The following is an 11,380-nucleotide window of genomic DNA, read 5'->3' as shown; positions in this document are numbered from 1 at the left end:
TGAGCCCGGTCGCCCCCTCCCATAGTTTGCCGACCGGGATCCCGCGCGGGCGCCACCGCCTCGGCCGCCGGTGCCACTCGGGCGGAACCGGCCGCCGTCGTGATACGGAAGCGGCGATTGCCGACAGACCGATCACCAGAAAACGGCGTAGAGATGCGTAGTAGGTGGGTCGAAGACGAGTAGAGGATGCGTGGAAGGCGAGTAGGAACCGCTCCGCCGCTGACATTTCCGCATCCCATGCCGGTAGAGGACCAGCCCTGGCGAACTACTCAATGCGACTTCATCGTGCGCCCATCGGCGAACCCGTCGGCACTCTGCCGGGGCGCCGGCCGGTTTCTGGCCTATGGTGCCGCGGGGCGAGCGGCACTTTCGGCTTCTGCGGATGACGACGGACCGGGCGTAGACCGGCGAACTGGACGTAGATCACGCGTCGCTGGACGGCCTCGCCGTATTCGTCGAGCGTGTAGCCGGTGAGCCAGCACCAGCCGGGATAGGTGGGCCTTTCATCCACCCTGGTCACCCGGAACAGCAGTGCCCGCCGACCGCCGAACTGTACGCTCGCAGCCGCCCCGACCTGCACCACCATTCCGGGGCGAGGTGGCTCGTGCATCAGGGCACCGGGATGAGAAAGCCGGGCCCGTTCGGGTCGAGTCGCACCCAGCAGTTGGTGGCATCGCCGCACACGGGGCATCTCCCGAACCGATCGGGGCTGTGCGAGTCGGCCAGCAGATAGCTGTTGACGAGGATGTCCGCCGACGTGTACGGCGGTGGATCCGCAGCCCGGTCGGTCCAGGCGATGAAACGATTGTGTAACCAACCGGCCGGAACATGCCGCAGATCCTCGGCGGCGTTGACGAGATGATGGGCCAGGTAGTACCTGAGTGAGACGATGCTGCCGGCGAACTCCGCCCGTAGCTGTCGTCTTCGGACCGCACAGGGCCAGTCGTCGCCGCATCCGGTGCAGGTCCACAGCGGAGCGGCCGGATCGTGGTCCCACATTTCCGTTCCCCACGCCTGGGTCGTCAGAGGTTCGGCTGCCATGCAATCGATGCTTTACTAGAGCGCGAAACAATGCAATATTACGTCTTGGCTGAACGATTTCCCTCTAACGATCTGTAATTACCTGAATCACAGAGAGTACTCAGTGGACATTACATATCGAATGAAAGGTTCACTCGAAAGGTAATACCGGAAGGGGGAGTGTAGTGCAGGCAGGGGTGGACTCCACCGTTCCTCGCAGAGAGCTGGGGCGGCACCTACGCCAGCTCCGCGAGGAGGCCCGGCTCACCATCAAGGTGGTGTCCGAGGCGTTGGAGTGGTCGATGCCGAAAATCTGGCGGATCGAGAGTGGGGCGACCAGCATGCGTTCGCTGGACGTCGAGGCGATGTGCCGGATATACGGTGCGTCACCGCAAATGACCGAGGCCCTGACCGGGCTGGCGAAGGAAACCAGGGCACGTGGCTGGTGGCACTGCTACGGCGACGCCATCCCCGGATGGTTCGAGCCGTACGCCGGGCTGGAGGCGGCGGCCAGCCATCTCCGGATGTACGAGCCGCAGTTCGTCCCGGGCCTGTTGCAGACCCCGGCGTATGCCACGGAAGTGTTCCGGATCGCCAGCCCGGAACTCGGGCCGGCCGAACGCGAGCGGGCGGTCGAGGTCGAGCTGGCCCGGCAGGAGATCCTCAACGGACGGCGCGGACCGGCTCCGCAGCTCGACGTCGTCCTCGACGAGGCGGTGTTGCGCCGGGCGGCCGGCAGCGGGCAGATGATGGGCGAGCAGCTACGACACCTGGTGGCCGTCAGCCAGCAGCCGAACATCTCGGTCCGGGTGCTGCCGTTCTCGGCCGGGCTCTACCGGGCCGAGCGCGCCAACGGCGGCTTCGCCATTCTGGAGTTTCCGAAGGACGGACTCGGGCGGCGCACCGAGCCGCCGATCGTCTACAGCGGCGGTCTGACCGGCGCGCTCTATCTGGAGAAGCCGCACGAGGTGGACAGCCACGCCGCCGTCTGGCGCGACTTCGAGGAGATCAGCCTCACCGAGGAACTGTCCCGGAAGCTGATCACGACGGTCGCGGAGGAATACGGCGGGTGACCCTGGAGCACGGCCTGGCCGTGACAGCGGGTCGGCCGTACGGGGGAGGGGAGTAACAGTCGGCAGCCTGCCGTACGTCGCCGGTGTGGGGAGACAGCGGCGACGGGCAGGTCAGCCCTTGACGTGTCGGACCGAGCCGTCGGACCAGGTTCGGTAGCCCGTCGTTGCCCGGGACCGGGCCGGCGGGGGTGGAGTGCGGACGGTCGCCCCCACCTCCGCGTCCGCACCCGACGGGAGCCGAGGGTCTGGTCGATGCTCGGCACCGCACCCGCGGTGCGCAGTGACCGCGGCGTGTGTGGGGTCAGGCCCAGGCCCGGTCGAGTGCCAGCGCCAGCCGGTTGGTCCACTGTGGTGCGCTGCCGGCGACGCCGGGGTACTCGTCGACGAAGTTCGCCCAGTCGACGTCCCAGCCGAGCACTGTTTCGGCGGTGAAGGCGTCGGCTTCGGCACCGAGTTCGTCTCGCATGAGCGCGCGGACGAGGTCCCGGTCGACGGTGGTGTGTTCGGCGAGGAGCACGGCGTCGTACAGGTCCTTGCCCTGCGGGTACATGTCGGTGGCCAGCCACAGCAGCTTCCACGCCAGGGACAGCGCGGCGGGCGCGGCCAGCAGCGGCTCGTCGACGCCAGGCAGCACCAGCACCTCCGGTGCGATGGGTAGCCGCTCGCCGAAGACGATGTCGAGCTGCACGTGACCGTCCGGCGCCTCCGGCGTGCTGAACGGGACGACCAGCCGCCGCCCGTCGGCACGTTCGTACGTCCAGATGGCCGACTCGGTGATCTGGTCCGCGCGCAGGCCGGCGTCGTCCGGGATGCTCCGGACGGCGGCCTTGAGGTCGTCGAGCAGCGCGCGGGCGTCGGGGCTGTCGCTCCGGACGGTGTGCGGGGTGACGACGAAGTCGAGGTCCCCCGGCTCCCGCGCCGCGCTGCCGACCCAGGCAGCCATCGTGACACTGCCGCGCAGCACCAGGTGCTCGGCTCCCCAGCGCGTCGCGGCGACCGCCGACAGGATGCGGTTCATCGCGGTGTGCCGGGCGCCGATCCACCGCTGGCCGGTGGCTGTCACCAGGAAGGCGGGCTCCCCGGCGCGGTAGGCGTTCGGGTACTGCTTCAGCGCCGGGTCGAACGCCGCCCGCTGCCGCACGGTCGGGTCCGCGGGCAGCGGCCGGTAGGTCGGCGGGTAGTCCGGGGAGCCGGCCGGAGCGGTTCTCATCTTCTCCTCGCGTCTCGTCGCCCAGTCGCTGGGGCTCCGGCGGCGAGGTTCGGTCAGCCAGCCCTGGTCGTGTGACAGATGGTCGTCGAAGACGACGTACTCCTGCTCGACCGAGACGATCTCGTGGCCGGCCGACCGGATGGCCTCGACGAGCGCGTCGAGCCGCTGCTTGGCGGTCCGCAGCCCGACGCCGTGACAGCGCTGGGTCACGAACCGCTCCTGCGCGCCGTCGGCCCGTTCCCGCCGGGCGTTGCGGGACAGCCGGGCGTCGTGCGGCGTGACCAGGCCGGTGAGGGTCAACAGGTCCGCCACCGTCGGGGCGGGCAGCAGCAGTTTGACGTGGTGCTCGAAGTACCGCCCCCCGGGCTCGGACGCGGCCTCCTGGTCCGACTGCGGCACGCCGGTGCACCACGGCGCGGCCTCGATCTTGGAGCGGCACGGGTACATGCCGGCCCCGCGCAGCTCCTGTTGCCAGCGCTGCACTGCTGCGCGCTGCTCGTCCAGGGTGCCCCGGCCGGTCAGGGTGAGCATCGGCTGGGAGGCGAACGCACCACGGTCGAGCACGATGTGCAGGAATTTCACCCCGTGATCCGCCGCGAACGCCGCCAGCTTCTCGGCCTGCTGCGCATGGACCGTAATGTGGATCTCGAAGTCCCCCGAAACCTCAGACACCGGCGTAGCGTACGGCCCGGCCACCCGGCCCGGAAACGCGGTTTCGGGTGCGCCCGTCCCGGTCGTGGCGCGATCGCTTCGAGAGATACTTGCGCACGCAACAAAGGTAGACAATGATCAAGACATCGTCATCGATGTCTTGGAGGTCACTGATGCGGCGAGCACGCGCGAGGGTCGGGGCTGGTCTCTTTGCGGCGATCGGCATGGCCGCCGGACTCGGCGTCGCGGCGTCGCCCGCCTCGGCGCAGCCCAGCGGCCTGACCTTCTACAGCACGCCGTTCACCGTCGAGGTGGCGCACGTCGATGCCCCGACCGGTGAGTGCGCGCCGCTGCCGGCGACCGCGCGCGGCCACGTCGGCTGGAGCGGCTTCACCAACGTTGTGCTGTACCGGACGGCCGACTGCACCGGCCAGGCGACCAGCACCGGAACCCTCCGCACCTACGAAGCCGGACGCTTCGGCAGCTTCCACGCCTACTGACAGTCCCAGCCCACGACATCACGTCACGCACCGCGCGACGAGTGCCGCCCGCGCCTGGAGCCGGTCACGTCGACCTGGACATCAGCGGCGTTACGGCAGTGGTTGACGCCGCTGATGTCCAGATGAGCGCGGCGGTGCCCGCGTCGTGCGGAGGCTGACTGCGGGCATGCCGGTCGTTTCAGCCGGGTAGGGCGATCCAGGTGGCGCGGGCGCGGGCCAACTCGGTGCCGTCCGGGGCGTACAGGGTGGTGTGCACCAGGGCCTTGCGGCCTTCGGCGGCGGCGAGGGCGCCGCGTACGACGCACTGTTCACCGGCGGCGGGCAGCCGGTCCAGGCGTACGGCGATCCGGCCCAGCACGTACGGGCGGCCGGCGCCGATCACCGACCAGCCGCCGGGGCAGTCCAACGCCGCCCAGACGGTCGGGGCCGAGACATCGTCCGGGACGGTCCACGGGGCGGCGGTGCTGCCGTCGGCGAGCCGCCCGGGGAAGATCCCCAACCCGTCGGTGTGCTCCGGGCCGCAGACGTAGCAGGTCGGGAACGGATGGTCGGCGAACCCGGCGTACCCCTTGGCAGCCTCGACCGCGTCCGCGTACCCGATCGGTGGGACTGCGGTGTCGACCTCGGGCTCTGGCGCGACCTCGGCCACGACGGTGCCGTCGGCGGTGCGGACCTGGCAGTCGAGCAGCGACAGCGGGGTGTCCAGCGGCGGCGGCATCCGGAGCGTGACCTCGGCGCTCTCGCCGCCTGCGAAGAGGCCGGCGGAGTAGCCGCCGTTGCCGGAGCCGGGCGGCCCGTTGAATCGGGCGGGAATGTGCATCGGTCCGCCTTCCGCGACGTCGGGGCCCAGGTCACGGGCCGGCCAGGAACGACCCCCACGGTACGCGGAGCGCCGGTCCGGGGCGGGCGCCCAGGGGTGCCCGGACGCCCACCCCGGCGTTTCACCAGCGGGACGGCGGTGGTGGCGGGACGACCGGCGGGCGGTCGTCGCAGGTGATGGTGTTCGGCAGCAGCCACGGCGCGAGCCACGGGCCGGCCGCGCCGCCGCCGTCGTTGCCGCCGAGGTCGGTCAGCCGGAACTCGGAGCCGGTCGGCGGGAAGTGGAACGAGCCGCAGTTGTTCACCCCGACCGCGCCGACGTTGCGGGCGTCGACGTTGGCGAACGAGGCGCTGCCGGAGGCCCGGGCGCTGACCACCGAGGTGCCGGTGCCGTCGACCCGGACGTCGGTGAACCTCACCCCGTCGATCGAGTAGAGGTCCTTCACCGAGAACTCACTGACCAGCATGATCGCGTTGTACGTGCTGTCCAGGTAGTGGTCGCCGGTCACCTGGATGTCCGCGTCGATGTCCTTCTCCAGTGCGTAGATCCAGATGGCGCCGAGCCCGATGTTCCAGTTCAGCTCGTACGTGCCGGCCCGCACCACGGTGTTGTTGCTGATCCGGGTGGTGCCGGCGAACGGCTCCGCGCCGAACCGGGAGCCGAGCTGGATGCCGCTGCCCTCCCGGATCGGGTCCGCGATCAGGTTGTTCGAGACCGTGTTGTCGGTACCGCCGTAGAGGGCGATTCCGTTGGCCAGGGTCGGGGTCTGGACGGTGTTCCGGTCGAAGGTGTTGCGGGCGTCCGGCACCGTCTCCGACCACATCGCCAGGGCGTCGTCGCCGGTGTTCCGGATGAAGTTGTTCCGGACCACCGAGTCGGTGACCCCGGTGTGGAAGTTCAGCGCGTGGGCGATCTGGTCCACGATGACGTTGTTGGTGACCCTGACGTTCCGCATCGGGCCGTCGAACCAGATGCCGACCTTGGTGTGCCGGATGTGCAGGCCGTCGACGGTCGAGTCGCTCATCGCGCCGCCGATGCCGTTCACCTGGTCGGTGTCGATCCGCTCCCGTACGTCACCTTCGATCGCGAAGCCGGAGAGGTGCACATTGCGGCTGCCGCCGTCGGCCGCGTCCCTGCCGTAGAAGCCGACCCCGGTGTGCACCGAGCCGTCCGGCGCCGGCGCGTCGAGCGCCACCTGGCGGCCCTTGATGACCGTGTACCAGTTGCCGGCGCCCTCGATCGTCACGTCGTCGACGATGATGTGCCGGTTCACCTGGTACGTCCCCGGTGGCAGATAGACCGTCAGTCCGGTCCGCTTCGCGAAGGCGATCGCCCGGTCGATCGCGTCGGCGGAGTCCCGCCGGCCGGTCGGGTCGGCACCGAAGGCGAGCACGTTCGCGGCGCGCAGCCGCACCTTCGGTGGGCCGACGAGTTCCGAGTCGAGCAGGTCGATCACGGTCCAGGCGGCGTTGCTGCCGGCCGGCGCGGTGAGGCGTACCGTGTCGCCGGCCCGGTAGGTCCGGTCGAGCCGGAGCCGCTGCTCGTCGTAGAAGTGCATCGGCCGGAACGGCTTGCCGATCGTCGGGAACGGCGTGGTGGCCGCCGGTACGCAGGAGCACTCGGTGATCCACCAGTCCGGGTGCAGCAGGTCGGCGTCCGGGTCGTTGCTGAACGGGTACTGGTTGTAGAGCCAGGCGTACTCCGAGGTCAGCGTCATGGTCTGCCGGGCCTTGCCGTTCACCGTGACGTGCAGCGGTGCGGTGATCCCGCCGCCGCCCGGCGCGTCCGGGATGCTGTAGCGCACGGTGATCGCGTTCGCGGCCTTCGGCAGGGTGAACTCGACGTACTGTCCCGGGCGCAGCCGCACCGCTGATCGGCCGGACGCCTCTGCCGGCAACGTGTACGCCGTCCGGTCCGGGCCGATCACCGTGCCGGTGGTCCGGGCGTGTTCCGCCTCCTGTTCGAGGAAGTCGACGCTGGCGCCCCGGCCGGCGACGAGCGTGGGGTCGAGACCGGCCCGGGTGACGACCGGGGCCGGACCGGTGCGGCCGGTCGGCTGGGCGGCGGTGGCCGGGGTGCCGGCGCCGACCTCGGCCTGCGGTTCTGACCCTTCCCGGTGCCCCGCCACCCGTCGGTGCCGCCCGGTCCTTCGGCGCTGCCGCCGAAATGAGTGGGTAGCTCTGCGGCCCGTCGGTAGCCTGGGGGCGTGCCGCCGCAGCTCCCGCACCCCGATCCGGGGGTGCCGGACACCCGGGGACCACTGCGGTACATCTGGTGGCTGGTGCGCAGCCAACCCGTCCGGGTGCTGCGGGGCAGCCTGATCGGCACGGCCTGGATGGTCGGGCTGTCGCTGCGGCCGTACCTCGTCTCCCGGGCGATCGACGACGGGCTGCGCACCGGTGACACCCGCGCCCTGCTGTTCTGGGTCGGCGCGATCGTCGTCGCCGGGTTCGGGCTGGCCCAGCTCGGGATCCAGCGGCACCGGACGATGACCTTCATCCGGGAGGACGCGAGCGCCCGCTCCGCCGCCGTACTGCTGCGGCAGCTCTCCCGGATCGGTGCGGTACTGCCGCGCAAGCTCGCCGCCGGTGAGGTCGCCACCGTCGGCGGTTCCGACATCGCCAACACCTCGCACGTGTTGACACTGACCGGGCCGGGCGTCGGCGCCATCGTGGCGTACGCGGTCATCGCGGTCGTCCTCTGGTCGGTCTCCCCGCTGCTCGCCCTCTGCGTACTGCTGGGCGTGCCGGCGGTCGCCATCCTGATCGGGCCGCTGCTGCGCCGGTTGGAGCGGGCCGAGTCCCGTTACCGGCAGCGGCAGGGCGCCCTGACCACCCGGGCCGGGGACATCGTCGCCGGGCTGCGCGTGCTCGCCGGGGTCGGCGGCCGGGACCTGTTCGCCCGCCGGTATGCGGCCCGGTCCCAGGAACTGCGGGACGAGGGCTACCGGGTCGGTGCGGTCGGAAGCTGGATCGAGGCGCTGACCGCCGCGATCCCGGCCGGCTTCCTCGCCGCCGTGGTCTGGCTGGCCGCCAGGATGGCCGTCGCCGGCGACATCACCGTCGGGCAGCTCGTCGCCGTCTACGGGTACGTCGCGGTGCTGGTCGTCCCGGTGTGGTTCCTGATGGAGGGGAGCAGGATGATGATCCGGGGCCGGGTGGCCGCCCGCCGGATCATCACCCTGCTCCGGCTGACCCCAGACGACGTCACCGGCTCGACCCCGGAGGACGTCACCGGCTCGACCCCGGACGGTGTCGGTGGCGCGGCCCGGGACGGCGTCGGTGCCGCGACGGAGCGGGCCGCCCCGACCGGCCCCGCCGACCTGCACGATCCGGTCACCGGGCTGACCGTGCCGGCCGGGCGGCTGATCGGGGTCGCCGCCGCCGACCCGGCCGAGGCGATCGCCCTGGCCGACCGGCTCGGCCGGTACGTCCCCAGCGGGGTGACCTGGGGCGGCGTGCCGCTGACCGCGATCGCGCTGCCCGAGGTGCGGGCCCGGATCCTGGTCGCCGACCACGATGCCTATCTCTTCGCCGGGACCCTGCGGGAGATCCTGCACAGTGGACGGTGGCACACCGACGCCGGTCTGCGGGCCGGTCTGCGGGTCGCCTCGGCCGAGGACGTGCTGGAGGCCCTGCCCGAGGCGCTGGACACCCCGATCGACGCCCGGGCCCGCCGGCTCTCCGGCGGCCAGCGCCAGCGGGTACGGCTGGCCCGGGCGCTGCTGGTCGAGCCGGAGGTGCTGATCCTGGTCGACCCGACCTCGGCGGTGGACGCGCACACCGAGGCGCGGATCGCCCAGCGGCTCCGGGCGGCCCGGGCCGGTCGCACCACGATCCTGCTCGCCACCTCGCCGCTACTGCTCGGACACGCCGAGCGGGTGGCGCACCTGCGCGACGGGCGGATCGTCGACGTCGGCAGCCATGCCGAGCTGCTCGACCGCGACCCGGGTTACCGGGCACTGGTCTCCCGGGACGGCGAGCCGGTCGCGGCCGGCGGGTCCGCCGACGGCGAGCGGGCGCGGCGGTGACCGGGCTGCCGGTGGCGGACCTGGCCACCGTACGCCGGGCGGCGAGCGACCTGGTCGGCCGGGAGCGGCGGGCGGTCGCCGTCATCCTGGCGTTGCACGTCGCGGCCACCGTCGCCGGGCTGGCCGCGCCCTGGCTGCTCGGGATCATCGTCGACAAGGTGATGGCCGGCGCCGGCACCGGCACGATCGACCGGCTGGCGCTGGCGATCGTCGGCTGCGTACTGGTGCAGACCGTGCTCTCCCGGTACGCCCAGTACGCCGGCCACCGGTTCGGTGAGCGCGCGGTGGCCCGGCTGCGCGAGGAGTTCGTCCGGCGGACGCTCGCGCTGCCGGTCTCGGTCGTCGAGCGGGCCGGCACCGGAGACCTCGCCACCCGCAGCTCGGTCGACGTCGCCACGGTCGGGGTCACGGTCCGCCAGGTGGTGCCGGTGGCGGTGATCGCCGTGGCACAACTGACCCTGCTCTTCGGGGCGATATTCCTGCTGCATCCGGTGCTTGGCGTCGCCGCGCTCGCCGGGCTGCCGTCGATCGTCGCGGTCACCCGCTGGTATCTGCGGCGGGCCTCCACGGCGTACCTCGCCGAGGGCGCCGCCTCGGCGGAGCTGACCGAGACCCTGACCACCACCGCCGAGGGCGCCCGGACGGTCGAGGCGCTCCGGCTCACCGACGAACGGGTGGTGCACGGCCGGGAGCGGATCGGGCAGGTCTGGGCGACCCGTCGGCGTACCCTCAGGCTGCGCTCGGTCTTCTATCCGGTGGTGGAGTCGAGCTATCCGCTGCCGATCGCGGCGGTGCTGCTCGTCGGCGGCCTCTGTCTCGACAACGGACTGGTCAGCCTCGGCGAGGTGGTCGCCGCCGCGCTCTACCTGCAACAGGCGATCGGCCCGCTGGACCAGATCCTGCAATGGATGGAGCAGGCACAGCGCGGCGTCGCCTCGTTCGCCCGGGTGCTCGGCGTCGGCCAGGTGCCGCCGGAGCCGCGTGGGCGTGGCTCCACCCCGTCCGGGCAGGAGATCGAGGTCCGGGGCGCGCGGTTCGGTTACGCCGACGGCCCCGACGTGCTGCACGGGATCGACCTGACGGTCCGGCCCGGCGAACGGATGGCCATCGTCGGCCCGTCCGGGGCCGGGAAGTCGACGCTGGCCCGGCTGTTGGCCGGGATCGACCGCCCCCGGCACGGCGAGGTGAACCTTGGCGGCTGCCCGGTCACCGACCTCGACCCGGCGCAGCGGCGTCGCCGGATCGCCCTGGTCACCCAGGAGCACCACGTCTTCCTCGGTTCGCTGCGGGACAACCTGGCCTTCGCCGCCCCGGACGCCACCGACGCACAGATGCGGTCCGCGCTGGTCGCGGTCGGTGCCGACTGGTACCCCGAACTGCCCGACGGCCTCGACACCGCACTCGGGGACGGGGCCCGGGAGTTGAGTCCCGCGGATGCGCAGCAGGTCGCGCTGGCCCGGCTGGTCCTCGCCGACCCGCACACGCTGATCCTCGACGAGGCGACCGCCGCGCTCGACCCGACCACGGCCCGGCGTACCGAGCGGGCGCTGGCTGCGGTGCTGGCCGGGCGTACGGTGATCGCGATCGCGCACCGGCTGAACACCGCGCACGACGCCGACCGGGTGGCGGTGATGGCGGACGGCCGGATCACCGAGCTGGGCAGCCACGACGAGTTGCTCCGGGTCGACGGCGCGTATGCCGCCCTCTGGCGCTCCTGGCACGGCTGACCTTCAGCGGAGTGCCCCGGAAGAAGGTCCGTACGTCGGTGACGAAGAGGTCCGGCTCCTCCATCGCGGCGAAGTGAGCAGCAGGTCCCGGTCGACGGCGTCCTCGGGGACGTCGGCGGAGTCGGTCCACTCCTGGAACTTCTCCACGATCCAGCCGAGCTGCCCGACCGGCGAGTCGGTCAGCGCGTACGCCAGGGTCTGCGGCCGGGTGCCCTGGATTTTGGCGTACCCGGACATCTCCGGTTCGGCCCGGAACAGCCGGTCCAGCCGGGCCCGGTCCGCCTCGGTCAGCGCCGCCTCTTCGGCCAGGTCACCTGAGGGGAGCGTGAGCAGGGTGTTCAGGTGCACC

At 71.8% G+C, this 11,380-nt stretch carries 9 protein-coding genes and 1 pseudogene; 4 read left to right on the top strand and 6 right to left on the bottom strand.

Features of this window, described 5'->3' with window-relative positions:
- Positions 1-280: 280 nt before the first annotated feature.
- Complete coding sequence (locus AAH979_RS22955) at positions 281-586, bottom strand: hypothetical protein (RefSeq protein ID WP_346260167.1); 306 nt, start codon at positions 584-586, stop codon at positions 281-283.
- Between the two features lie 200 nt (positions 587-786).
- Positions 787-999, bottom strand: a pseudogene (locus AAH979_RS22950) (hypothetical protein); the annotation flags it as partial.
- Positions 1,000-1,205: 206 nt separating this feature from the next.
- On the opposite strand from AAH979_RS22950, the gene AAH979_RS22945 reads away from it, so the two are divergent.
- On the top strand, positions 1,206-2,093 hold the full coding sequence (locus AAH979_RS22945; protein WP_346260166.1) for a helix-turn-helix transcriptional regulator: 888 nt from the start codon (positions 1,206-1,208) through the stop codon (positions 2,091-2,093).
- Positions 2,094-2,394: 301 nt separating this feature from the next.
- Here the strand turns inward: AAH979_RS22945 and AAH979_RS22940 are convergent, their stop codons facing one another.
- A complete protein-coding gene (locus AAH979_RS22940) occupies positions 2,395-3,975 on the bottom strand; it encodes a nucleotidyl transferase AbiEii/AbiGii toxin family protein (RefSeq protein WP_346260165.1) in 1,581 nt (526 codons plus the stop codon).
- A 203-nt stretch (positions 3,976-4,178) separates the two neighbouring features.
- On the opposite strand from AAH979_RS22940, the gene AAH979_RS22935 reads away from it, so the two are divergent.
- Positions 4,179-4,454, top strand: coding sequence for a hypothetical protein (locus AAH979_RS22935; protein WP_346260164.1), 276 nt, complete (start codon positions 4,179-4,181; stop codon positions 4,452-4,454).
- A 178-nt stretch (positions 4,455-4,632) separates the two neighbouring features.
- On the opposite strand, the gene AAH979_RS22930 is transcribed toward AAH979_RS22935, so the two are convergent.
- Together AAH979_RS22930 and AAH979_RS22925 are read right to left on the bottom strand one after the other, a co-directional pair.
- On the bottom strand, positions 4,633-5,274 hold the full coding sequence (locus tag AAH979_RS22930; protein WP_346260163.1) for a hypothetical protein: 642 nt from the start codon (positions 5,272-5,274) through the stop codon (positions 4,633-4,635).
- A 121-nt stretch (positions 5,275-5,395) separates the two neighbouring features.
- Positions 5,396-7,402, bottom strand: a complete 2,007-nt coding sequence (locus AAH979_RS22925; RefSeq protein WP_346260162.1) for a glycosyl hydrolase family 28-related protein — start codon at positions 7,400-7,402, stop codon at positions 5,396-5,398.
- A 174-nt stretch (positions 7,403-7,576) separates the two neighbouring features.
- On the opposite strand from AAH979_RS22925, the gene AAH979_RS22920 reads away from it, so the two are divergent.
- Positions 7,577-9,304: an ABC transporter ATP-binding protein gene (locus AAH979_RS22920; protein ID WP_346260177.1), complete on the top strand. Its 1,728-nt coding sequence runs from the start codon at positions 7,577-7,579 to the stop codon at positions 9,302-9,304.
- Positions 9,301-11,031 (top strand): ABC transporter ATP-binding protein, encoded by a 1,731-nt coding sequence (locus tag AAH979_RS22915; protein ID WP_346260161.1) that lies wholly within the window; start codon positions 9,301-9,303, stop codon positions 11,029-11,031. Before AAH979_RS22920 ends, AAH979_RS22915 begins: the two co-directional genes overlap by 4 nt.
- Before the next feature lie 3 nt (positions 11,032-11,034).
- Here AAH979_RS22915 and AAH979_RS22910 read toward each other — a convergent pair whose 3' ends face one another.
- The gene (locus AAH979_RS22910) at positions 11,035-11,379 is read right to left on the bottom strand and encodes a hypothetical protein (protein WP_346260160.1); all 345 of its coding nucleotides are present in this window, start codon (positions 11,377-11,379) and stop codon (positions 11,035-11,037) included.
- Position 11,380: the final 1 nt, after the last annotated feature.

The organism is Plantactinospora sp. ZYX-F-223, from assembly GCF_039649625.1.
Taxonomy (GTDB): Bacteria; Actinomycetota; Actinomycetes; order Mycobacteriales; family Micromonosporaceae; genus Plantactinospora.
The sequence above is the reverse complement of the archived record's forward strand: the minus strand, read 5'-3'. Positions and strand labels throughout refer to the sequence as shown.